This window comes from Nocardioides sp. Soil805 (assembly GCF_001429625.1).
GTDB lineage: Bacteria > Actinomycetota > Actinomycetes > Propionibacteriales > Nocardioidaceae > Nocardioides.
In genome coordinates, this window is sequence record NZ_LMSU01000001.1 from 414,722 (window position 1) to 438,047 (window position 23,326).

The following is a 23,326-nucleotide window of genomic DNA, read 5'->3' on the forward strand; positions in this document are numbered from 1 at the left end:
ATGTCGAGCACCATGATCCTGCTCCTCGGCGCGGGCCTCGTCTTCCTCGCCCTGACGCTCTCGTTGGCGACCATCGGGGTCGTGACGAGCGAGCGCCGGGGGGTGGCCCGTTCCGTCGCCGCCATCCAGGCCCTCGACTCGGCGCCCGACGTCCTCACGGCCGAGCTGAACAGGCCCTTCGCCGAGCGGGTCCTCGGTCCCCTGGGCGACCGGCTCGTCAAGACCGGCGTCCGGCTCGTCCGGGCCGACACCGCCACGAAGCTCCAGCACCGGCTGGACATCGCCGGCAATCCCCCGGCCTGGGACGTCGACCGCATCATCGGCCTCAAGGTGCTGGGGCTCGGAGTCTTCACCGTCCTCGGCTTCCTCTACATCTCGGGCACCGACTGGCCGTTCTACCGCGTCATCCTGGGCACCGTGGGCGCGGGTGCCTTCGGCTACGTCCTGCCGAACATCCTGCTGTTCAACGCGGGCCAGAAGCGCGAGACCCTGATGCGCAACTCCCTGCCGGACGCCATCGACCTGCTCACCGTGTCCGTCGAGGCGGGCCTGGGCTTCGACGCCGCCGTGGCCCGGGTGGCCCGCAACACGACCGGTCCGCTGTCGCAGGAGTTCGCCCGGCTGCTCCAGGAGATGCAGATCGGCGTGGGCCGGACCCAGGCCATGAGGGCCATGGCCGAGCGGTCCTCGCTGGCCGACCTGAAGTCCTTCTGCCTCGCGATGGTGCAGGCCGACAGCCTGGGCATCCCGATCGGCCGCGTGCTGCGCATCCAGAGCCAGGAGATGCGCACCAAGCGCCGGCAGCGCGCGGAGGAGAAGGCCCAGCAGGTGCCGGTGCGGATCATGATCCCGCTGGTGCTCTTCATCCTGCCGTGCCTCTTCATCGTGATCCTCGGCCCGGCCGGTATCCAGATCGCCGACACCTTCGCCAACCTGTGACGATGAGGGCTCGGGCGCTCCAGCAGCCGCACGAGTACGTCGCGTCCCCCTCCCTCGGGCCCTGGAGGGTCACGACGGCGGCGCGCGCCTTCGCGCTGGCCCTGATCGTGGGCACCCTGCTGGGCGAGGAGTCGGCGACCGAGGGCGCCCCGCTCCTCGTCGCCCTGGTGGTGATCGGTGCCGTCTCGTCGGCCCTGGAGTGGAACGCTCCTGCCCACAGCCGTCCCTGGATCCCGATCGGCGAGGCGTTCCTGGTCGCCGTCCTCCTGGCCAGCGCCCCGCTCCAGCCCAGCCTGCTGGTCTACCTCGCCGTCCCCCCGATCGTGGCGGGCGTGCGGCACGGCTGGGTCACCACGGTCAACGCCGGGTTCGTCTCCGGGGTCACGACGCTCGCCACCCTCGCGCTGGTGGCCGACACCGGAGTCGTCCCCGACCGGGTGGCCGAGTCGGCACCGTGGGTCGTGGTGGGCATGGGCGTCGGTCTGCTGGCGAGCTGGCAGTCCCGGTCGATGCGCGACGTCGAGGCGCGCCAGGCGCCGTACGCCGCCGCCAACCAGCTCCTGTCCCAGCTGCACAACCTCGCGAGCCGCGGCAGCGTCGGCCTGGACAGCGTGCAGCTGGCCGCCGAGATGGAGTCGACCCTGCGGGCCGAGACAGGTGCGAGCCGGTCCGCCGTCTTCATCCACGGGCATCGCTCCGACCCGGACCTCCTGTCGTCGTACGGCGCGGAGGTCCTCGCTCCTCCCAGCGAGTCCACGGCGTCCGACCCGATGGTGGAGACCGTGTGGCTGCACGGCGGCGGGCAGCGCCTCGGCTCGGTCGTCCTGGCCCGCGATGCCGCGTGGACCGACGACCTGAGGGCTCGCGCTCGCACGGTCGCCGACGAGTTCGTGCTGCGCCTCGACACCGCGGTGCTCTTCGACGACGTCCGCCTCATGGCCACCGCCGAGGAGCGCAACCGCATCGCCCGCGAGATGCATGACGGAGTGGCGCAGGAGATCGTCGCCCTCGGCTACATCGTGGACGAGATCGAGTCGGTCTCCGACCAGCCCGAGACCCAGCAGCTGGCCGCCTCGCTCCGCGAGGAGATCACCCGGGTGGTGACCGAGCTGCGCTTCTCGATCTTCGACCTCCGCCACCAGATCGCCGACCACCGCCTCTCCGGTGCGCTGGCGGAGTACGTCCGCGAGGTCAGCCACGGCAGCGACCTGCGCGTCCACCTCGTGCTGGACGAGTCCGGTCCGGCCCTGCCGTCCCGGACCGAGCTGGAGCTCCTGCGGATCGCCCAGGAGGCCATCGGCAACGTACGTCGGCACGCGCACGCCACCAACCTGTGGGTCACCCTCGTCTCGGACGGCTCCTGCGTGCGGCTCTCGATCGAGGACGACGGGGTCGGCAACGCGCTGCCCAAGGAACGTCACTGGGGCCTGCAGACCATGGAGGAACGCGCCGCGACCATCGGCGCCGAGCTCAGCATCTCCGCGCGGCCCGACGGCGGCACCGCCGTCGACCTCCGGACACGTCACCACGCCCCATCAGAAGGGAACCGCTCCCATGAGCACCACAGTCCTGCTCGTCGATGACCACGAGCTGATCCGGCAGGGCCTGGCGCGCGCCTTCGAGCGCGACCAGGACATGACCGTGATCGGCCAGGCGGGCAACGTCGCCCAGGCGCGGGCGGCCTACGCGGAGCTCTCGCCGGACGTCGTCGTGACCGACCTCCAGCTGCCGGACGGCCACGGCCTCGACGTCGTCCGGTCGGTGCGTGAGGTCAGTGACGCCACCGGGGTGGTCGTGCTCACCATGCACGCCGGCGACGACCAGATCTTCGCCGCCATGGAGGCGGGCGCGTCGGGCTTCGTCGGCAAGGACAGCCGGGCGGCCGAGGTCATCAGCGCCGCCAAGCACGCCGCCGTGGCACCCCGCACCTTCCTGTGCTCCGGGCTCAGCGCCGCCATGGTGCGTCGCGCCACGACACCTGCGACGCCGCGACTGTCGGGCCGCGAGGAGGAGGTGCTGGCCCTGCTGGCCGATGGTCTCGGGACCGGCGAGATCGCGGGTCGCCTGTACCTCAGCGAGTCCACGGCCAAGACGCACATCACGCACATCTACCAGAAGCTGGGCGCCGCCAACCGGGCGCAGGCCTTGGTGACGGCCATGCGGATGGGACTGCTCGACCACCTCTCGCCGCAGCGTTTCTGAGGCCCGTTCCCCCGCTCTCGAGGCGCCCGTCCCCTGCTTGTGGGGCGGGCGCCTCTACCACGTCGGGGGTCCCGTCGTGCGGGTTCGCACAGAGCCCTCCCACAGGGCCATCCGGTGGGTCCCGAGGGGGGTGTGGCGCTAGTCAGATGGGACTAGCCACTCACGGCCGATCACCTGATCCGCCACTGCGGCGGAACGACGAAGATTCTTCATGACGGGTCCACATGGGGCTCGGAACCGGACTCATCCAGACGAACCAGGGGATACATCATGCTCGAGAAGTTCATCACCCTCATGCTCATCGGTCGCGACGAGGAGAAGGGCGCTACCGCCGTCGAGTACGGCCTGATGGTCGCGCTCATCGCGGTCGCCATCATCGGTACCGTCCAGGCGCTGGGCGGCGGCCTCAACACCCTCTTCGGCACGGTCACCTCCAGCCTCTGAGCTGACGCGCCTCAAGGCCGGCGCCGCGGATTCGCGGCGCCGGCCTTTGCCTTTCCTCCCACCACACGACCAGGAGATCGCCATGGCACCACATGATGTCGAGGACGGAGCGACGTCCGTCGAGTACGCGCTCATGTGCACGATGATCGCCGTCGTCATCTCGGGCAGCGTGGCCGTGTTCGGCACCCAGATCGCGGCACTCTTCGCCCCGGTCCTGTCCTCGCTGTAGCACGGGCTCCGCCCGGTGTCGTGCCGCAGCCACGTCAGCGTCGCGCCACCGCCACCCTCTCCAGCACCGTCGGATGACTCCCCCACCACCACTGTGACCACGCCGGTGGGATGGGATCCGCGATCGACCGCAGCGCCAGCGTGCGCTGCACCTCGACGAACGCGTCCGGGGCGCGCGTCGCGACCAGCGCGTCGACGTCGGCCCGGGCCTCGATCTGACGGCTGACACCGGCCTGCACGGGGCTCACCAGCACCGTCCCCACGGCCAGCGCCGCCAGCACGAACGGCACGACCGCCGCCTCCGAGGCCCGCGCTCCCCCACGGTTGAGCCGGGACCCGACCAGCAGGCCCAGCACACCCACGCCGGCCGCGGCGCCGAGCGCGCCGAGCGCCGTACCGACGACCACGTCGTCGTGGCGCGCGTGCGCCAGCTCGTGCGCAACGACGACCAGCGTCTGGTCCTGGGGAAGGGACGCGACGAGCGTGTCGTAGACGACCACCCGCCGTGTGCCGCCGAAGCCCGACACGTAGGCGTTGAGGGACGTCGTACGCCGCGAGGCGTCGGCGACGAGCACCTCCTCGACCGGGACGCCCTCGGCGTCCGCGAGCCGCAGGATCTCGGTGCGCAGCTCCCCGTCGGGCAACGGCTCGAAGTGGTTGAAGACCGGCTCGACCACCAGCGGGTAGGCGAAGGACCCCAGCACCACGAGGGCAGCCATCGCGAGCCCGGCGGCGACGGTCCAGGCGCGTCGCCAGCGCCGGGCGACGGCGAGCAGCGCCAGCACGCCGATCGAGGTCCCGACGGCGCCCACCAGCTCGCTGCGCACGACGTCGGCCGTGAACCCCACCGCGCTCTGCGTGGTGAGGCCGTAGTCGAGCCGGTGGCGGTAGCCGGCGACGGAGAACGGCAGCGTCGCGAGCCGGCCGAGGAGTCCCAGGAGCACCACCGCGAGCACGGCCTGCACCCACCAGGGTCCGGGCAGCCGGTCGACCAGCCGGCGCCCCCAGCGGCTGAAGCCCAGCGCGCAGGCCACCGCGAGCGACACCGCGAGGGCGCTCCAGCCCCAGACGCGGCTCCAGCGCGCATAGGTCTCGGCACGGGCCAGCTGCGCGTCGGTGAACAGGCTGCGCGCCTCGACGGGGGGTGGGGAGCCGCCCGGCACGGGGTGCCACGGCAGCACGAGGACGGCCAGTGCCGCGAAGGCGAGACCGGCGGCCAGCGCGACGACCACCGCCGTACGTCGCTCGCCCCAGCCGCTCACGACGCCAACGATGCCAGCCGGTCCCTCCAGGCCTGGACGAGAGTCTCGCTGGTGGTGCCGTGCCGGCGCAGGGCCGCCTGCAGGGACACGCCTCCCGAGACGCGTCGGTAGACGTCCAGCAGCGCCGGCTCCCCCAGCTCGTCGGCCAGGGTGTCGCAGGCCAGCCAGGCCAGCTCGTAGGCGGCCTCGAGGTCCGTGGCCCGGGTGTCCAGCTCCGCCGGCCCCGGCAGGCTGCGGGGCAGACCGTCCCGCCGCACCAGGTCGATGGCCCGGCCGGCGGTGGTCGTGAGCGGCAGCGGCACGTCGCGCAGCGCGACGTAGTCGGCGAACCCCTCCAGCAGCCACAGGTCCACGGCACTGGTCGCCGCGTCGGTCGCCACGTGGGTGATCTCGTGGCTCATCACCACCTGGGCCCCGGCACCACGCAGACCGCGGGTGACGTCCGGGTTCACGAAGACGTGGACCGGTGCGTCCGGGCTGCCCGACCCGTCGACGGTCGTCGTGACCGCGGCGATGCCGGCATAGGTGCCGTCCGCCGCGTCGAGGGTGGCATCGAGGGCCGCCGCCGACGCCGGCACCTCGACGACGACCGACGGCCGCCAGTCCCGCAGGACGTGGCGGACGACCTCCGTGCCACGACCGACCCGTCGGGCGTACGACGCGGCCTCGCGTGCGGCGCCCGGCCGGCCCGCCGAGACCAGCACCAGCGCGTCGTCGGTACGGCGCACCTCGAGGGGCCCCTGAAGCCACAACGGCTCGATGCCGTCGCCGGCACCGCCGAACCGGCGGATCCTTACCTCGTCGCCGTCCGTCGCGAACGTCACCACGACCTCCGCGTCGGCGGGCTCGCGGTCGAAGCCCTCGAAGGCCCACGAGAGCGCGACCTGGGCGGTCCAGGAGCCGTCGTCGGCGACCGGGCCCGTCTCGTCGACGTAGCGCGCCGAGAAGTCGTTGACCCGGAGGTCCTCGGCGTTGTCGGCCACCGCGCCCAGCAGCGCCTCGGCCTCGCTGTCGCCGGACGGGGCCAGGTCACGTGCGGCGTCGGGGTCGTGCGACTCGACGGCCTCCTCGAGCAGGTGGAGGGTGGCCGACGCGGCGCCGGGACGGGGCCCGCCCGAGGCGGGCGCGTCCGGGGTGACCCGCCGGGTGTCCCCACCCGAGCCCGCGACCAGTGCGACGACGACCAGCAGGCCGGCGGACAACGAAAGACCGGCCACCCACCATCGTGGGCGACCGGTCCTCGGGGTCGTGCGATCAGCCAGGGCGGACCGCGCCGACGTACGGCATCGAGTAGAGGCCGGCGACCTGGACGCCGGTGCTCGGGTTGGCGGCGTGCACGATCATGCCGTTGCCGATGTACATGCCGACGTGGCTGATCGGGCTGTAGTAGAAGACGAGGTCCCCCGGCTGCAGGGCGCTGGCCGCGATGTGCGGGCCGGAGCCGTACTGCGCGCTCGAGGAGTGCGGGAGCCCGACGCCGGCGGCGCCCCAGGCCCGCATGGTGAGGCCCGAGCAGTCGAAGGCGCTGTCGCCGGTGGCGCCGTAGACGTAGGCGTCGCCGACCTGGGCCATGGCGTAGCTGACGGCGGCCGCAGCCCGGCCCGACGCGGGCACGGAGGCCGGCATCCGGCTCGTGGAGGTCGAGCGGGAGGTGCTCGTGAGGCGCTCGCGCTCCTCGGCCTCGAGGTCGGCCAGGAGGTCCTTGGCCTCGTCGAGCTTGGACTCGACGGCCGCCTTCTCCTTGCCGAGCTGCTCGGTCGTCGCGGCGATCTCCGCGGTGCGGTCGGCGGTGGCCTCCTCGCGCAGCGAGAGGGCCTCGACCTCGGTGGAGTAGTCGGCGAAGAGGGTGTCCTGGAGCTGGGTGTACGACGACATGGTCGACAGCTGGCCGAGGAAGGCGGCGGGGTCGTCGGAGACGACGACCTGGCCGACGGTGGAGATGCTCTCGCCCTCGTACTGGCGGCGGACCGAGTCGGTCACCTGTGCGCGGACTGCCTCGAGCCGGGCGTCCTGACGGCGCTCGTCGGCGCGGAGGGAGCCGAGCTCGTCGCGCAGGTCGGCGAGGTCCAGCTTGGCGTCGTTGTAGCGCTCCTGCGCCTGCTCGGCCTCGTGGTAGAGCCGGTCGACACGCTGCTCGACGTCGCTGATGTCCGGCTCGGCCTGGGCGGGCGAGGCAGGGACGAATCCGATGGCGGCGATCGCCGTGATTCCCAGCAGGGCGCTGCCGAGTCGCTTCCGGTCGTGTGTCACGAGCGGGCGTTCTCCCTCATTGTCGTCACGTCTACCGGGTGAGCTGACGGGTTCGGGCAACGACATGCCCTACGTCCCCTCCGCAGCGGTGGCTGCTCTCGAGGACGATTCACCCCAGGTGGGACGTGGTTCCCCGGCTCCTGGCACCCCCGGCTCGCGCCGGTGGCGTGTGGATTAGACGCGGTCTGCGCATGGACCCGTATGGCCCATTGCCACGCACACCAGCCGACACTGTAGACCGGCCGGGGACCGTCCACCAATCTTTGGTCCACAGTCTCAAACGTGTTCTGCGCGTGAGGTGGATCACACCGCTCAGGCGGACTCGACCACCGGCCCCGCGACGGGCTCGACCAGCCGCAGGGGCGGGACCAGCCCGCCCTGGGCCAGCACGGCGAGGGCCTCGCGCTCGTCGTCGTCGAGGGTGAGCTCGGGGGGTGGTCCGAGGAGCACGGTCACCACGCAGTCGTGGCAGGCCAGCGCGCGGACCACACAGGTGTCACAGTCGATGCGTGTCGTCATGCGGCGCACGCTGACAGGCGCCACCGACAACGGGGTCGCCGCCGTGTCGGAGGGCGTGTCGGAGGGCGTGTCGCGCGGTGCGTCGCACGGTGCACAGCACCCCGTGCCGAGGGTCGCCCTCAGCGCTGCTCGTGCGGGTCGGCCCCGGCCTCGTTGCGGGCCACCAGCTCGATCGCGTCGTCACGTCCGCACCAGCGGCAGGACACCGCCTCCACGCTCTCCTCGCGCACGGTCTCCTCCTCGACGACGTGGTCGCCGGCGAGGTCGAAGTGCCAGAACTCCGTCGTACGACGGGTGCGGGTGACGTCGAAGCGCGTGAGGTTGCCGCAACCTCCGCAGCGCCAGCGGTGCGTCGCGTCGGGGATCTGTGCGGGCACGGTGCCTCCAGGGGGCAGACAGGGTCAGGCAGGGACGGACGTGGGTCGGACCGACCGGAGCAGCCTAGTGACCGACGCGCGGGGCGCGTCCTCCCGTCCGTTGTCGGTGCCGCGATCTAGCGTCGCGACCATGAGCAGTGCCGCCCCCACCACCTCCCGCTGGGAGGCCCAACGCAGCTTCGACGAGCTGGGCCGGCCGCTGCGCGACGTCACGTTCTGCGTCGTCGACCTCGAGACCACCGGCGGCTCCGCGGCGGGCGGCTCGATGATCACCGAGATCGGCGCCGTCAAGGTGCGCGCCGGCGAGGTGCTGGGCGAGTTCCAGACCCTGGTCAACCCGCGCTCGGAGATCCCGCCGTTCATCGCCGTGCTCACCGGCATCACCAACGCGATGGTGAGCGACGCACCGCCCATCGAGTCGGCGCTGCCCGCCTTCCTCGAGTTCGCGGCCGGCTGCGTGCTGGTCGCGCACAACGCACCGTTCGACGTCGGCTTCCTCAAGCACTTCGCCGCCGAGCAGGCGCACCCCTGGCCGAGGTTCGAGGTCCTCGACACGGCCAAGCTCGCCCGTCGGGTCGTCACCCGTGACGACGCGCCCAACTGCAAGCTCAGCTCGCTGGCCCAGCTCTTCAACGCCACGACCACGCCCAACCACCGGGCCCTGTCCGACGCACGCGCCACCGTCGACGTGCTGCACGGGCTGATGGAGCGGCTCGGAGGCCAGGGCGTGCACACCCTCGAGGAGCTCGCCACCTTCTCGTCGCGGGTCTCGCAGGCCCAGCGCCGCAAGCGCCACCTCGCCGAGGGCCTCCCCCACCTGCCCGGCGTCTACCTGTTCCGCGACGAGCGGTTGCGCGTGCTCTACGTCGGCACCTCGAAGGACCTGCGCAGCCGGGTGCGCTCCTACTTCACGGCCTCCGAGAGCCGGACCAGGATGGGCGAGATGGTCGGGCTGGCCGAGTCGGTCGACGCGATCCCCTGCGCCACCCCGCTCGAGGCGGAGGTGCGCGAGCTGCGGCTCATCGCCGAGCACAAGCCGAAGTACAACCGCCGCTCGCGCTTCCCGGAGAAGGTGCACTTCGTCAAGCTCACCCGGGAGGCCTGGCCCCGCCTGTCGCTCGTGCGGCGCGTGCTCGACGACGACGCCGACTACCTCGGGCCCTTCTCGTCGAAGAAGACGGCGGAGAAGTGCCTGGCAGCACTGCACGACACCTTCCCGGTCCGTCAGTGCTCCGACAAGCTCGCCCGGCAGCCCTCCCGGTCGGCGTGCGTCCTGGCGGAGATGGGCCGGTGCCTGTCGCCGTGCGACGGCAGCGTCGACACCGCGACGTACGCCGCCGTGGTCCGGCAGCTGCGCGACACGCTCCTGCACCGACCCGACGAGGTCGTCGACGCGATCAACCGGCGGATGGCGTCCCTGGCGGCGCTCGAGCGCTTCGAGGAGGCGGGTGTGCACCGCGACCGGTTGGCCACGTTCGTGCGGGCGGCCGCGCGCACCCAGCGGCTGTCCGCCCTCACCCGCTGCCCCGAGGTCGTCGCCGCCAGGCGCGAGGACGACGGCCGCTGGAGCGTCCACGTCGTCCGCCACGGCCGGCTGGCCGCGGCGGGGGTGATCCCGCCCGGGACCGACGCCCACACCTACGTCCGTCAGCTGCGGGCGAGCGCCGAGAGCGTCCGCACGGCGCCGGGACCGGTCCCGGCCGCCACCGCCGAGGAGACCGAGAAGGTCCTGCGCTGGCTCGAGTCCCCCGGCATCCGGCTGGTCGACGTCGACGGCGAGTGGATCTGCCCCGTCGCCGGTGCCACGCGCCACCTGCCGCTCTACGACGCGGTCAACCAGTCACGGCTCTCGCTGGTGCCGTTCGACGAGCACCGTCTCCCGGCCACGGTGCACCGCCCCGTGCGGTGACGCGTCAGTCCAGGCCGAGGGAGAAGGCCGACTCCAGGTCGACCTGGGAGAAGGTCTGGAACGCGATGTGGGTCTCGGTGCCGGTGACCCCGTCGACCTTGTTGAGCGAGTCGGCGACCACGGCCGCGATGTCCTCGTGCCTGCTCACGCGCACGAGGGCGATCAGGTCGATCTGGCCGGTCACGGAGTAGACCTCGCTGACGCCGTCCAGGGCGGCGATCGCCTCGCCGACCTCCGGGATGCGCGCGACGTCGGCCTTCACGAAGACGATGGCGGTGATCATGTGCCCACCGTAGCGCCGATGGGCGCCCGACCCGATCGGTCACACCTGACTAGTCATTTCGGGTCACGCGGCGCCATTCGCCTCCGCAAACGCGCAGCCGCTCCTAGCGTGACCCGGGTCTGCGCCGTAGGCCGTACGAGGGGAATCACGGGATGTCACGCACCACTGCCGCACGTCGGGCCACTGCCCGCGCATCTGCCCTGATGGTCCTGGCCGCGGCAGCGGTCCTGGCCGTGCCGAGCGGCTCCTACGCCGTGGCGCCCGGGGCCCCCTCGGGGCTCAACGTCGCGCAGCCGCTGCCGTCGACGACGAAGTTCAACTGGAACCGGTCCGCCGGCGCGGACAAGTACGAGATCCAGGTGGACGACGACCCCGGCTTCGGCACGCCCGAGGTCAGCGCCGCCACGGTCAACTCCGTCTACGTGCCCGAGGTGGCCCTCAAGCTCGCGACCAACTACTGGCGCGTGCGAGCGGTCCAGGGCACCGACCGGTCGGACTGGGCGACCGGACTCCCGTTCGACCCGCCGCAGGTGGGCGTCCCCGTCCCGTCCAGCCCCGTCGACGGCGCCCACCTCCAGCAGCCGGACAACGCCCCGCTGCTCTCCTGGACGGCGTCCCCGGGGGCCAAGTCCTACACCGTGCAGGTGGCGAGCGACAGCGACTTCGTGGGCGCCACGGAGTTCACCACCGAGACCACCTCGCTCGTGGTCACCAGGCCTCTCGGGCTCGGGGACTGGTTCTGGCGCGTCATCGCGTCCAAGGGACCCGGCATCGTGTCGCAGCCCAGCACCACCTCGACCTTCTGGATCGACCCGCTGGCGACGCCGGTGATCACCGGCCCGCTGGGCCCGCAGGCCAACGTGTCCCCCGACGTCATCGACGTCGTGCTCGACTGGAACCCCGTCGCCGGCGCGATCGGCTACGAGCTCCAGGTGTCCACCAACAGCGACTTCACGGCCGGCTCGGTGCTCGAGGACCGGACCGGAGCGAGCAACCGCGTCCTGGGCACCCGGTTCTCACCGGCCATCACCTACGACAACAACGGCTACTACTGGCGGGTGCGCGCCGTCGACACCGCCGGCAACTCCTCGCAGTGGGCCCGCTCCAGCGTGGACTTCAACCGGCACTACGACATCTCGCCCGACCTGGTGTTCCCGGCCAACGGCGCCACCACGGTGCCGGACCCGCTCTACTTCCAGTGGGACGCGGTCACCAACGCCTCCGAGTACGAGATCTGGGTGGGCACGGACGCCGAGTTCTCCCCCAACACCTACAACTCCTGCCGGGTGGCCGCCACCACGTACACCCCGGGGATCTTCGCCATCAACGACACCGACCTGATCAACGTCCTCCCCAACCGCATCAACGAGGACTGCGACCCCGAGCCGGGCAAGGTGAACTACTGGCGCGTGCGCCCGCTGGACCGGCCGTACGTCAAGCCCGGCGGCGGCGACCTGCCCGGCGTCCAGGGCCTGTGGTCCCCGACGTGGAGCTTCACCTACACCGGCCTGGCGATGACCAACCTCCTGCCGGTCAACGGTGCGACCGTCGCGGTGCCGACCCTCAGCTGGGACTCCGCGCCGGGGGCCCTGACCTACAAGGTCACCATCACCAACGGCCTCGGCCAGGTCGTCGACTCCGAGACGACGTACGCCACGTCGTACACGCCCAAGGGCCAGACCCGGCTCCCGGCGGCCAACAACCCCTACACCTGGTCGGTGTACGCCGTCACGGGCGAGGGCACCACGTCCCTCGCCCCCCAGCGCAGGTTCAACGTGGCGGCGTCGATCCCGGCGACCGGAGCGGCACCGCTGACGCCCCTGGGCCCCTCACCCGCCACCCAGTTCAACGGCCCCCCGTCGCTGTCGTGGGAGCACGAGCCGACCGCGGCCTACTACCGGGTGCACGCCCTCAAGCCCGGCACCAACATCCTGGTGACGTCCGGGCTCTTCGAGAAGCCGGTGGCCTTCCCGGCGATGACCGACATCTCGAGCGAGCTCAAGCGCGCCGGGACCTACACCTGGTGGGTCACCGCGCACTCCTCCACCGGCGCGCAGATCGGCGGCGCCGGTCCCACCAGCACCTTCCAGATCCGCGCCATCGCACCGGCCACCGGCCACAAGGTCGCCCTGGGCGGGCGGGCGCTCGACGCCAACAACCCCGGCCAGACCCCCTGCACCCCCACCACCGGGGTGTGCACCGTCCCGGCGACGCCGGTGCTCCGCTGGTCCCGCGAGCCGGGCACGGCCTTCTACATGGTCTACGTGTCCGAGGACCCGAGCTTCTCCAACCTGCTCGAGCCGACCACGGCCCTCCCGGCGACCACCAACACGATCTACATGCCGGCCCTGGACAACCGGGACTGGACCTACGCCGACAACCAGACCGAGCGGCCCTACTACTGGTTCGTGCGCCCGTGCCGGGCGGTCGGCCAGTGCGGCGCCAGCCCGGTCGGTGTGTCTGGCTCCGCGCAGCACACGTTCTTCAAGAAGTCCCCGCCCGTGTCGGGACTGCGGAGCAGCCTCACCCAGAAGACCGAGGCCACCTTCACGTGGGACAACTACTGGCACGACCCCGCGTCCACCGCCACCACCGACACCTGGGCGCAGACCGGTGAGTCCCTGCCCCAGTCGGCCATGAAGTACCGCATCGAGGTGGCGACCGACTCCTCCTTCTCCCCCTCGACGGTCATCGACTCTGCCGAGGTGGACCAGGCGACCTTCACCAGCACCGCGAAGATCTACGCCAACCGCACCTACTGGTGGCGGGTGCAGGCCATCGACTCCGACGGCAACGGCCTGACGTGGTCGACGAGCGAGGCCACCTTCGTCCGGGAGACCCCTCCGGTGACCCTCCTCGCCCCGGTCAACAGCGTCGCCGCCGCGGGCACCACCGCGTTCCGCTGGCAGGCCCAGCCGTACGCCAAGGGCTACGACGTCGAGGTCTACAAGAACGACGACCTGACCTACTCCGCGGCCAACAAGGTCGCGAGCGGCACCGGCCTGCTGACCACGGCCTACACGTGGAACAAGGCCCTGGCGCCCAGCGCGTCGGCGTACCGCTGGCGCGTGCGTCGCGTGGACGCGTCCGGCAACCCCGGGGACTGGTCGGCCGGCGGCCGCTTCTTCGTCACCGCGGGCACGCCCACCATCACCGCCCCGGGCACCGGTGCGATCCAGCCGCCCGACGGGCCGGTCCTGGAGTGGGACCCCATCCCCACCGCCGCGCTCTACACGGTCACCGTCACCCCGGTCTCCGGCGGCTCGACGGTGGTCGCCAACACGGTCTCCACCGCCTGGGCGGCGACGAGCCGCTTCACCAGCGGCGACTACCGGTGGACCCTGGCCGCGAAGGACGCCAGCGGCAACGTCCTGGGCACGGCCTCGTCGGTCTTCACCGTCAACGCCGTCCTGGTCGCCGACGCCAAGCCGGCGATCCTCGCTCCCGGGGGGACCGGTGTGGGCAGCACCCTCACGGTGCAGGCGCCCACCTGGGCGGGCGGGCACACCGACGTCACGGTCACCTACCAGTGGCTGCGCGACGGACAGCCGATCTACGGCGCCGCGCCCAGCAGCGGGACGGGCACCAGCTACGTCGTCCAGGCCCTCGACTACGGCAAGACCATCACGGTCAAGGCCACCGGGACCAAGCCCAACTACGCCAGCGGCACGTCGGTCAGCGACGGCCTGGTGGTCAGCGCGGGCGGCGCCCTGGTGTCCACCACGCTCCCCGTGATCTCGGGCTCCCCCGTGGTCGGGAGCACGCTCCAGGTCTCCCCCGGCACCTGGTCGCCGACGCAGCTCTCGCTGACGTACCAGTGGCTGCGCAACGGGGCACTCATCCCGTCCGCCACCCGCTCGTCGTACCGCCTCGTGCCGGAGGACGCGGGCACCTCGATCGCCGTCGTCGTGCTGGCCGCCCGCACCGGGTACTCCGACGGCGGTGCCACCGCCGTGGCGGTCAGCGTCCCGAAGATGGCGTCGAAGACCACCGCGACGCTGTCCAAGACCCGGGTCCCGGTCGGCAAGCGGGTCAAGATCGGCATCACGGTCGCGGTCGCGGGCGTCGCCGGCCCGACGGGGGCCATCAAGGTCTTCGACGGCGCCAAGAAGCTCAAGACCCTGACCCTGGTCAGCACCCGGGACGGCAAGATCGGGTGGAAGCTGCCCAAGCTCAAGAAGGGCAAGCACAAGATCAAGGCCGTCTACATCGGCAACGGCTCGACGGCGGGCTCCAAGTCCAAGATCACCAAGCTGTACGTCGTGCGCTGACGCGCTGAATCACCGGACACCCGCGGGGGCCAGTAACCTCCGCGGGTGACCTGGCTCGAAGACCACTGGCTCGACATCCTCGGCTGGGGCGGCAGCGCCCTCCTGGTGTACTCGCTGCTCCAGACGAGGGTGCTGCGCTTCCGGGTGCTCAACCTCGCCGCGTGCGTCATCCTGGTCGCCTTCAACGCCTTCGTGGGCGTCTGGCCGATGGTCGGCATGAACGCCGTCCTGTGCGCCATCAACATCTGGTTCATCGTGCAGCTGCTGCGTGATCGCCACGACGCCGAGGCCTTCGAGGTGCTCGAGGTCCGGGGCGACGACGAGTACCTCCGGCACGTGCTGCGCGTGCACGGCTCGGACATCCTGCGCTTCAACCCCGACTTCGTGCACGACCCGTCCGCGGAGGGGCAGGACGCGTTCCTGGTCCAGCGCGGCGACGAGACGGTCGGGGTGGTGCTGCTGCGGGCCGAGGGCGACACCGCCCACGTGCTGCTCGACTACGTCACCCCCCGCTACCGCGACTTCTCCCCCGGCGAGTTCGTCTGGCGCCGCAGCGGCATGCTCGTCGACCACGGCTACCGGCGCGTGGTCACCTCACCCTCGATGGTCGGCCCGTACTACGACCGGCTCGGCTTCCAGCGCGACGGCGCCGCGTGGGTCCTCGCGCTCTGAGGCGGTCGGTGTGACGCGCGTCGAGGTTTGACGTTCAACGACCTCGGGTAGGCGGTCAGGACGCCAACCCGAAGGAGTGCTCATGTTCCCCGTCGCCTGGCTCAACGACAACCGCATCATCGGCGCGATGTTCGCCGTCCTGATCGTCGTCAACGCCTACGCGATCGCCTACGGCTTCTACGCCTAGGACGTCAGCGCGAGGACGTCTCGACCCACCGGTCCAGGGCCGCCTGCGCGTCGCCGGCGTCGATCGCCGCGGCGGCCCGCTCGATGCCCGTCGCCAGGGCGTCCTCGACCGGCTCCCCCGGTGCGTCGTACACCGCCAGGGCGGCTCCCGCGTTGAGGACGACGGCGTCCCGCACCGGGCCACGGTCGCCCGCCAGCACGCGGCGTACGACCTCGGCGTTGTGCGCGGCGTCGCCTCCTCGCAGGTCGTGGGTGGTCGCCAGCGCCAGCCCGTACGTCGCGGGGTCGACCGTGCGGGTCGACACCGCGCCGTCGCGCACCGCCCACAGGGTCGAGGTCGTCGTGGTGGTGAGCTCGTCGAGCCCGTCGTCCCCCCGGAAGACCCAGGCGTCGATGCCGCGCCCGGCGAGCACGCCCGCCATCACCGGAGCCATCCGCGGGTCGGCGCACCCGATCGCCTGGGCCTGGGGCCGCGCCGGGTTGGTGAGCGGTCCCAGGACGTTGAAGGTGGTCGCGATCCCGAGCTCGCGACGCGGCACGGCGGCGTACCGCATCGCCGGGTGGAAGGCCGCCGAGAACAGGAACGTGATCCCGGCCTCGCCCGCGATCTCGGCGACGCGGGCCACCGGGAGGTCGAGCCGGATGCCCAGGGCCTCGAGCACGTCGGCCGAGCCGGACTTCGAGGACGCCGAGCGGTTGCCGTGCTTGACGACGGTCGCCCCGGCCCCGGCCGCGACGATGGCGGCCATCGTCGAGATGTTGACCGACATCGACCGGTCTCCCCCGGTGCCGACGATGTCGAGCAGCCGCCCGGGCACGGAGATCGGGTTGGCCGCGGCCAGCATCGCGTCGGCGATCCCGGACAGCTCGTCGACCGTCTCGCCCTTGGCACGCAGGGCCACCACGAAGCCGGCGACCTGGACGGGCGTCGCCTCGCCGGCGAAGACCTGGTCCATCGCCCAGCGCGCCTGCTCGCCCGTCAGGTCCGTGCCGGCCACGAGCGTGGTGAGGACGTCGGGCCAGGTGGGGACGGGAGTCGAGCCGGAGGACATGGCCACCATGATGGTGGGGTCAGGACGTGGCGGGCACGCGGGGGCGCAGCAGTGAGACGACCGCCTCCGCGAGCTGCACCGGGTCGATCGGGTGGGGCACGGCCGCCTCGGCCCGGGACCACGTGGCCAGCCACGCGTCCTGCGGGCGGCCGGTCAGCACCACCACGGGCGGGCACTGGAAGATCTCGTCCTTGAGCTGCTTGGCGATCCCCATGCCGCCGGCGGGCACGGCCTCGCCGTCGAGGATCGCCAGGGCGATGCCGCCGGCGTCCATGTTCTGCAGGACGACGGGCAGGGTGGCCACCTCGACGTACTCCAGCTCGGGCAGGTCGGGGTGGGGGCGGCGCCCCAGCGCGAGGATGACCTGCTGCCGGGTGTCGATGTCGTCGCTGTAGACGAGCACCTTGAGCGGCTTGCGGTCGGACGTGGTCTGGCTCACGTGCCGGATGCTACCCGTGCGGCTCGGGCGACGCGGCGCTGCGGGCCGCGCGCGCCTCGATCAGGTCGAGGCGCCGGTCCTCACGGGCGGCCTCCTTGTGCGAGGAGCGCACCCACTGCACGAACAGCACCGCGAAGAAGACGAGGCCGATCAGGTCGCCGGAAGCCCAGAGGATCCCGCCGGCGACGTGCTGGTCGTCCAGCGCGGGCGGGAGCCACGCCCCCATCGGCCCCTCGCGCAGCGCGAGGTAGTGCGACTCCCCGATGAGGGTCGTCTGCCCCATGATCGTGACGCCGAGGAAGGCGTGGAACGGCAGGGTCATCACCGTGAGCAGCACGCGGAACGGGTAGCCCACCCGGCCCGGCAACGGGTCGATGCCCATGAGGGGCCAGAAGAAGAGCGCACCCACCGTGACGAGGTGGACGTGCATCATCTCGTGGACGAACGGCGACGCGAGCGACGCGTCGTACCAGGACGTGTAGTAGAGCGCCCACGGCGCGGTGATGTAGAGCAGGAAGGTCAGCGGCGGGAACGACAGCACGCGGGCCACGCGGGAGTGGAGCACGACGAGCAGCCAGCGCCGCGGCGCGGCGGGCAGGGTCCGCAGGGCCAGCGTGACGGGAGCCCCCAGCGCGAGGGACAGCGGCACCACCATGGACAGGACCATGTGCTGCACCATGTGCACGCTCAGCAGCGTGGTGTCGTAGCGCGCCAGGCCGGACGCGGTGGCGAAGACGAACGAGCCCATCCCGAGCCCGACGAAGGACAGCGTGCGACCGATCGGCCAGCGGTCGCCGCGCCGCGTCAGCACCACGACCCCGACCAGGTAGACGCCCGCCACCCAGACGGCCAGGACGAAGGGCACCGGGTCGATCCCCCAGTCGGTGAAGACCCGGCTGACGGCGAATCTCGGCAGGACCGGGTCGGTCGTCCAGGCGGTGGTCATCACGATGTGAACTTTATGACGCCGATAGTGAGGGGGTCGGGGTGCCCTCCGGGGCGGCTACCGACATAATGGCGTCGTGGCGACAGCAACAGCGATTCCGGCATCCCGACTGCACGGGCACCACGACCGACCGAGCATGGTCAGCGTGGGCACGATCATCTGGCTCTCCAGCGAGCTGATGTTCTTCGCGGCCCTCTTCGCGGCGTACTTCACGATCCGCGCCGTCAGCCCCGAGCTGTGGGCGCAGGAGACCGGCCTGCTAAACGTCCCGTTCGCCACGGCCAACACCGCGATCCTGGTGCTCTCCTCGCTCACCTGCCAGCTGGGCGTCTTCGCCGCCGAGCGCGGCCAGGTCGGCCGCTCCGGCTCGGTCTTCAAGGTCAGCGGCTGGGGCCTGCGCGAGTGGTTCATCCTGACCTACGTCATGGGCGCGGTCTTCATCGGCGGCCAGGCGCTGGAGTACGCCGAGCTGGTGCACGAGGGCGTGACGATCCCGTCCTCGGCGTACGGCACGATGTTCTACCTCACCACCGGCTTCCACGGCATCCACGTCACGGGTGGCCTCATCGCGTTCCTCCTCGTGCTCGGCCGCACCTACATCGCGCGCCGCTTCACCCACGAGCAGGCGGTGAGCGCCATCGTCGTGTCCTACTACTGGCACTTCGTCGATGTCGTGTGGGTCGGGCTGTTCGCCACGATCTACCTCATCAAGTAAGCCCCCCGACCCGGACAGCTAGGACTCACTGTGCGCTTGTTGAACCGCTCCGCAGGTCGGATCTCCCGGCACCGTCGCGGCCCCCTTGCAGGACTCGTCGTGCTGCTGCTCGGCCTGCTCATGACCGGTGGCCTCTACACCGCGTTCTCGCCGGCCCAGGCCGACTCCACCAGCGACGAGGAGCTCGTCGCCCAGGGCCGCGAGCTCTTCCTGGTGGGCTGCTCGTTCTGCCACGGCCAGAACGGTGAGGGCATCTCCACCGCCCGCGAGGGCAAGCAGATCGGCCCCTCGCTCGTCGGCGTCGGCGCGGCCGCCGTCGACTTCCAGGTGGGCACCGGCCGGATGCCGCTGGCCAACCCGGGCCAGCAGGCCCCGCGCAAGAAGCCGGTCTACAGCGAGGAGGAGACCGCCGCTCTCGCCGCGTACGTCGCCTCGCTGGCCCCCGGCCCGGCGATCCCGAGCTCGGAGGACTACTCCATCGACGGGCTCTCCGAGCAGGAGCGCGAGGAGGCCATCACCCGCGGTGGCCAGATCTTCCTGACCAACTGCACCGCCTGCCACAACTTCAACGGCGCCGGTGGCGCCATGCCGCGGGGCGGTTACGCGCCGACCCTGCACGGCGTGGAGCCCCGCTACATCTACGAGGCCCTGCTCACCGGTCCGCAGTCGATGCCGACCTTCAGCAACGGCAACCTCTCCCCCGACGAGAAGCGCGACGTCATTGCCTACCTCGGTAGTCTCGAGGAGACCCCCGAGTACGGCGGGTTCGGCCTCGGCGGGCTGGGCCCGGTCTCCGAGGGACTGTTCGCCTGGATCGCCGGCATCGGCGGGCTGGTCGGCTTCTGCGTCTGGATCGCCGCCCACAGCACCCGCAGCTCGAAGACCAAGGAAGGGGCCAAGGCATGACCGACTCGCACGACAACACTCCGGCAGTGCCGGAGGAGCCGATCGCCAACCCCGGCCTCCCCGCCCACGAGTGGCGTCCCACCGACGTCGACGAGCGCGCCGAGAAGCGCGCCGAGCGACAGATCGCCGGGATGTTCGCGCTGTCCATGGTGTGCGCGTTCCTCTTCGTCGTCGCCTACTTCACGCTCGAGATCGGTGACAACTTCGACACCTTCCTCGGGCTCGGTGCCTCCACGGTCGCCCTCGGCCTCGCGCTGGGCGGCGCCCTGCTGTTCATCGGCATCGGCATCATCCAGTGGGCGCGCAAGCTCATGGGCGACCACGAGATCTCCGAGCTGCGCCACCCGGCCGCCTCCTCCGAGGACGACCGCGCGGCCACGCTCGAGGCGCTCGCCCTCGGCGGCGAGGAGTCCGGCATCGGGCGTCGTCCGCTGGTGCGCAACACACTCCTCGGCGCCGTCGGCCTCCTGGGCCTGCCGGCAGTCGTGCTGCTGCGCGACCTGGGTCCCGCCCCGGAGGACAAGCTGGCCAGCACCATCTGGACCAAGGGCATGCGTGTCGTGCGCGACGTCGTCGGCACCCCGATCAAGGCCTCCGAGCTCGAGATCGGCGACCTGGTCAACGCCGCGCCCGAGGCGCTGTTCCCCACCGAGGAGAACGGCTACCCCGAGATCGAGGGGGTCGAGCTCCAGGTCCAGAAGGCCAAGGGCGCGATCATCGTCGTCAAGATGGAGCCCGGCGACATCGTCCCCGCCAAGGGACGGGAGAACTGGACCGTCAACGGCATCATCTGCTACTCCAAGATCTGCACCCATGTCGGGTGCCCGATCTCGCTGTACGAGCGGACCACGCACCACGTGCTCTGCCCGTGCCACCAGTCCACGTTCGACCTCGCCGACGCGGCGAAGGTCATCTTCGGACCCGCTCACCGACCCCTCCCCCAGCTGCCCCTGGCAGTCGACGAGGAGGGCTACCTCATCGCACAGAGCGACTTCACTGAGCCCGTCGGGGCCAGCTACTGGGAGCGTGAGAAGGAATGAGTCTCGACACGAGCAAGGTCGCCAGCAGCAACGGCTCGAGCGCGGCCACCCCGTCCAAGCCGTCGAAGATCGGCGGCGTGGCCACGTGGGCCGACGACCGCCTCGGTCTCGCCGGTGCCATGCGCAAGAACCTCCGCAAGGTCTTCCCGGACCACTGGTCCTTCATGCTGGGCGAGATCGCCCTGTGGAGCTTCGTGGTCCTGCTGCTCTCGGGTGTCTTCCTGACGCTGTGGTTCAACCCCAGCATGGGCGAGGTCCACTACGAGGGCTCCTACGACCAGCTCCGTGGCATCGAGATGTCGGAGGCCATGGCCTCCACGCTCAACATCTCCTTCGACGTGCGTGGCGGCCTGCTGATGCGCCAGATGCACCACTGGGCCGCGATGCTCTTCGTCGCCTCGATGATGGTGCACCTGCTCCGCGTCGCCTTCACGGGTGCCTTCCGCAAGCCGCGCGAGCTCAACTGGGTCATCGGCTGCCTGCTGCTGCTCCTCGGCACCCTCGAGGGCTTCACCGGCTACTCGCTGCCCGACGACCTGCTCTCGGGCACCGGCGTCCGGGCCGCGGACGGCTTCCTCAAGGCCACGCCCGTCCTGGGCAGCTGGATGTCGTTCCTGCTGTTCGGCGGCGAGTTCCCGGGTGACTCGATCATCCCGCGGCTCTACATCATCCACGTGCTGCTCATCCCCGGCCTGCTGCTGGGCCTGATCGCCGCGCACATGCTGCTGCTCGTCTACCACAAGCACACGCAGTGGCCCGGCCCCGGCCGCACCGAGCAGAACGTCGTCGGCTTCCCGATGCTGCCCGTGTACGCCGCGAAGGCCGGCGGCTTCTTCTTCATCGTCTTCGGCGTCACCGCCCTCATGGGTGGTCTGCTGTCGATCAACCCGGTGTGGAAGTTCGGCCCCTACGACCCGACCAAGGTCACGGCCGGTTCGCAGCCCGACTGGTACATGGGCTGGCCCGACGGCCTGCTGCGCATCATGCCCGGCTGGGAGTCGGTGATCTTCGGCTACACGATCTCGTGGAACGTCATGATCCCGATCCTCATCGTGCCGCCGCTGATGCTGGTCATCTTGATGCTGCTGCCCTTCATCGAGGCGTGGATCACCGGGGACAAGCGCGAGCACCACCTGCTCCAGCGCCCGCGCAACGCCCCCACCCGCACCGCGGTGATGGTGTCCCTGATGACCTTCTACGGTCTCGCCTGGGCCGCGGGCGGCAACGACCTGATCGCCATCAAGTTCGACCTGAGCATCAACCAGATCACCTACTTCATGCGGGTGATGATCTTCCTCGGGCCGGCGATCGCGTTCTTCGTCACCCGCCGCTGGTGCATCTCGCTGCAGCGTCACGACAACGAGAAGCTGCTGCACGGCTACGAGACCGGCATCATCATGCGGTCCCCCGACGGCGGCTACTCCGAGCGCCACCTGCCGATCAGCGAGACGGCGGCGTACACCCTCACGGCGCGTGACCGCGACGAGATCTACACGGTCGAGGGCGACACCGACGCCAACGGCGTCACGGCTCCCGGCTCCCGGGTCCAGGCGCTGCGGGCCAAGCTGTCGGAGAAGATGTACGGCTACAACGTGCAGAAGCCGACCGCGGCCGAGATCGAGGAGGCGCACCACCACGCGGCCCACGAGCACGAGCTCGAGGCCGGCCTCGACCACCCGGCCGACGGTCACCAGTTCGACGGGCACAGCGACCACACGGTCGAGGAAGCCCCGCTGCGCAGCGGTCACTGACCCTTAGCGGACAGCACAGCAGCGTCGTGCGTGCCCCGGACCCGACTGGGTCCGGGGCACGTCGCGTCTCCGGGCAGGCTGACGAGTCGTCGTCGGACCCCCGTCCAGCACGGCGCTCCCCCGGGCCGCTGCTCGTCGCCGCGGCGTCGGCGGTGCTCTCCCTGCTCCTGCTGGGTGTCGCGCTGCGGCTGGGATGGCTGGGCGCGGACGTGGGCCGGGGAGCCGAGTTCTGCGAGGCCCCGCACCCGGGCGCGCTCCGGCAGCCCGCCAACACGCAGAGCAACCTCGGGTTCGTGCTGGCCGGCCTGGCCGTCGGCTGGTACGCCGGGCGCCCCCGCGGCCGCCTGGCGCGGCGTGGTCTCGCCACGACGTACGCCGTCGTGGTGGTCCTGCTCGGTCCCGGCAGCATGGCCATGCACGCGACCCGGAGCGAGCTGGGCGGTCGCCTCGACCAGCTCTCGATGTACCTCGTGGCGGGCTTCGCCGTGGCGTACGCCGGCATCCGCGCCACCGGACGGGGCGTCGTCACCCTCGTGGTCCTGCTGGGGGCCCTGGTGGCCCTCTGCGACACGATCGGGCGGGCCGGGTCGCTCCCGGTCGTCAACAACGCCGGCAACGCCGCGTTCGGCGTCCTGCTGGTCGTGGCCGTGGCCGTCGAGGCCCGCCTGCGGGGCAGCGCCGGCCGTCCGGGCGACCTCGTCTGGATCGGCGGCGCCCTCGGCGCCATGGTCGTCGCGCTGGTGACGTGGACCCTGTCGCGCACCGGTGCGCCGCTGTGCGACCCCGACGCGTGGGTCCAGGGCCACGCGGTGTGGCACCTGCTCACCGCGGTCTCGGCGTACTGCCTCTACCGCTACTGGGCCTCGGCGCAGGAGCCGGCCGAGCGGGCCCTTCCTGACACCTGAGCCGGTCGAGCGGGCACTTCTCGACACCTG

General features: G+C 71.4%; 22 protein-coding genes and 1 riboswitch. Of the genes, 13 read left to right on the forward strand and 9 right to left on the reverse strand.

All coding sequences use genetic code 11. From position 1 onward, the window contains the following. The 5 genes from ASG94_RS02120 (at window position 1) to ASG94_RS21560 (ending at window position 3,814) form a co-directional block, all read left to right on the forward strand. Window positions 1–939 carry a type II secretion system F family protein gene (locus ASG94_RS02120; RefSeq protein WP_056924779.1) on the forward strand — a complete coding sequence of 313 codons (939 nt, stop codon included), beginning with the start codon at window positions 1–3 and terminating at the stop codon, window positions 937–939. A 2-nt stretch (window positions 940–941) separates the two neighbouring features. Further along, entirely contained in the window at window positions 942–2,522 is a 1,581-nt protein-coding gene (locus ASG94_RS02125) for a histidine kinase (RefSeq protein ID WP_056924780.1), read from the forward strand. Then, window positions 2,494–3,141 (forward strand): response regulator transcription factor, encoded by a 648-nt coding sequence (locus tag ASG94_RS02130; protein ID WP_056924781.1) that lies wholly within the window; start codon window positions 2,494–2,496, stop codon window positions 3,139–3,141. The genes ASG94_RS02125 and ASG94_RS02130 overlap by 29 nt, the downstream gene beginning before the upstream one ends. Before the next feature lie 270 nt (window positions 3,142–3,411). Beyond that, window positions 3,412–3,585 carry a Flp family type IVb pilin gene (locus tag ASG94_RS21200; RefSeq protein WP_082623878.1) on the forward strand — a complete coding sequence of 58 codons (174 nt, stop codon included), beginning with the start codon at window positions 3,412–3,414 and terminating at the stop codon, window positions 3,583–3,585. Between the two features lie 82 nt (window positions 3,586–3,667). Further along, complete coding sequence (locus ASG94_RS21560; RefSeq protein ID WP_156411378.1) at window positions 3,668–3,814, forward strand: Flp family type IVb pilin; 147 nt, start codon at window positions 3,668–3,670, stop codon at window positions 3,812–3,814. A gap of 34 nt (window positions 3,815–3,848) precedes the next feature. On the opposite strand, the gene ASG94_RS02135 is transcribed toward ASG94_RS21560, so the two are convergent. The 5 genes from ASG94_RS02135 to ASG94_RS02155 all read right to left on the reverse strand — a co-directional run bounded on the left by ASG94_RS02135 (window position 3,849) and on the right by ASG94_RS02155 (window position 8,221). Continuing rightward, a complete protein-coding gene (locus ASG94_RS02135; protein WP_056924782.1) occupies window positions 3,849–5,075 on the reverse strand; it encodes a M48 family metalloprotease in 1,227 nt (408 codons plus the stop codon). Then, complete coding sequence (locus ASG94_RS02140; protein ID WP_156411379.1) at window positions 5,072–6,292, reverse strand: hypothetical protein; 1,221 nt, start codon at window positions 6,290–6,292, stop codon at window positions 5,072–5,074. The genes ASG94_RS02135 and ASG94_RS02140 overlap by 4 nt, the downstream gene beginning before the upstream one ends. A 37-nt stretch (window positions 6,293–6,329) precedes the next feature. Continuing rightward, window positions 6,330–7,325: a C40 family peptidase gene (locus ASG94_RS02145; RefSeq protein WP_056924784.1), complete on the reverse strand. Its 996-nt coding sequence runs from the start codon at window positions 7,323–7,325 to the stop codon at window positions 6,330–6,332. Between the two features lie 29 nt (window positions 7,326–7,354). Next, window positions 7,355–7,505, reverse strand: a riboswitch (cyclic di-AMP (ydaO/yuaA leader). Between the two features lie 132 nt (window positions 7,506–7,637). Continuing rightward, the gene (locus tag ASG94_RS02150; RefSeq protein ID WP_056924785.1) at window positions 7,638–7,844 is read right to left on the reverse strand and encodes a hypothetical protein; all 207 of its coding nucleotides are present in this window, start codon (window positions 7,842–7,844) and stop codon (window positions 7,638–7,640) included. 119 nt (window positions 7,845–7,963) lie between these two features. After that, entirely contained in the window at window positions 7,964–8,221 is a 258-nt protein-coding gene (locus ASG94_RS02155) for a hypothetical protein (RefSeq protein ID WP_056924786.1), read from the reverse strand. 130 nt (window positions 8,222–8,351) lie between these two features. Between ASG94_RS02155 and ASG94_RS02160 the strand changes: the two genes are divergently transcribed. Next, window positions 8,352–10,130 (forward strand): DEDD exonuclease domain-containing protein, encoded by a 1,779-nt coding sequence (locus tag ASG94_RS02160; RefSeq protein ID WP_056924787.1) that lies wholly within the window; start codon window positions 8,352–8,354, stop codon window positions 10,128–10,130. 4 nt (window positions 10,131–10,134) lie between these two features. Here the strand turns inward: ASG94_RS02160 and ASG94_RS02165 are convergent, their stop codons facing one another. Continuing rightward, window positions 10,135–10,413, reverse strand: a complete 279-nt coding sequence (locus ASG94_RS02165; protein ID WP_056924788.1) for an Lrp/AsnC family transcriptional regulator — start codon at window positions 10,411–10,413, stop codon at window positions 10,135–10,137. Between the two features lie 152 nt (window positions 10,414–10,565). Between ASG94_RS02165 and ASG94_RS02170 the strand changes: the two genes are divergently transcribed. After that, a complete protein-coding gene (locus ASG94_RS02170) occupies window positions 10,566–14,684 on the forward strand; it encodes an Ig-like domain repeat protein (RefSeq protein WP_156411380.1) in 4,119 nt (1,372 codons plus the stop codon). A 45-nt stretch (window positions 14,685–14,729) separates the two neighbouring features. Continuing rightward, complete coding sequence (locus ASG94_RS02175; RefSeq protein WP_056924790.1) at window positions 14,730–15,356, forward strand: YgjV family protein; 627 nt, start codon at window positions 14,730–14,732, stop codon at window positions 15,354–15,356. A 191-nt stretch (window positions 15,357–15,547) separates the two neighbouring features. Here ASG94_RS02175 and trpD read toward each other — a convergent pair whose 3' ends face one another. The 3 genes from trpD to ASG94_RS02190 are packed head-to-tail and all read right to left on the reverse strand — an operon-like array spanning window position 15,548 to window position 17,979. After that, window positions 15,548–16,594, reverse strand: a complete 1,047-nt coding sequence (trpD, locus tag ASG94_RS02180; protein ID WP_056926230.1) for an anthranilate phosphoribosyltransferase — start codon at window positions 16,592–16,594, stop codon at window positions 15,548–15,550. A 19-nt stretch (window positions 16,595–16,613) separates the two neighbouring features. Continuing rightward, window positions 16,614–17,033, reverse strand: a complete 420-nt coding sequence (locus ASG94_RS02185; RefSeq protein ID WP_056924791.1) for an Rv3143 family two-component system response regulator — start codon at window positions 17,031–17,033, stop codon at window positions 16,614–16,616. A gap of 10 nt (window positions 17,034–17,043) precedes the next feature. Then, complete coding sequence (locus ASG94_RS02190) at window positions 17,044–17,979, reverse strand: cytochrome c oxidase assembly protein (protein ID WP_056924792.1); 936 nt, start codon at window positions 17,977–17,979, stop codon at window positions 17,044–17,046. Window positions 17,980–18,055: 76 nt separating this feature from the next. On the opposite strand from ASG94_RS02190, the gene ctaE reads away from it, so the two are divergent. Genes ctaE through ASG94_RS02215 form a run of 5 tightly spaced genes read left to right on the forward strand, consistent with a single transcriptional unit; the run spans window position 18,056 to window position 23,296 of the window. Then, window positions 18,056–18,694, forward strand: a complete 639-nt coding sequence (gene ctaE / locus ASG94_RS02195) for an aa3-type cytochrome oxidase subunit III (protein ID WP_056924793.1) — start codon at window positions 18,056–18,058, stop codon at window positions 18,692–18,694. A gap of 30 nt (window positions 18,695–18,724) precedes the next feature. Continuing rightward, window positions 18,725–19,600 (forward strand): cytochrome bc1 complex diheme cytochrome c subunit, encoded by an 876-nt coding sequence (gene qcrC / locus ASG94_RS02200; RefSeq protein ID WP_156411382.1) that lies wholly within the window; start codon window positions 18,725–18,727, stop codon window positions 19,598–19,600. Beyond that, window positions 19,597–20,640: a cytochrome bc1 complex Rieske iron-sulfur subunit gene (gene qcrA, locus ASG94_RS02205; RefSeq protein WP_056924795.1), complete on the forward strand. Its 1,044-nt coding sequence runs from the start codon at window positions 19,597–19,599 to the stop codon at window positions 20,638–20,640. Before qcrC ends, qcrA begins: the two co-directional genes overlap by 4 nt. Further along, on the forward strand, window positions 20,637–22,391 hold the full coding sequence (gene qcrB / locus ASG94_RS02210) for a cytochrome bc1 complex cytochrome b subunit (RefSeq protein ID WP_056924796.1): 1,755 nt from the start codon (window positions 20,637–20,639) through the stop codon (window positions 22,389–22,391). Before qcrA ends, qcrB begins: the two co-directional genes overlap by 4 nt. A gap of 26 nt (window positions 22,392–22,417) precedes the next feature. Next, complete coding sequence (locus tag ASG94_RS02215; RefSeq protein WP_235537094.1) at window positions 22,418–23,296, forward strand: ceramidase domain-containing protein; 879 nt, start codon at window positions 22,418–22,420, stop codon at window positions 23,294–23,296. The last annotated feature ends 30 nt before the right edge of the window (window positions 23,297–23,326 follow it).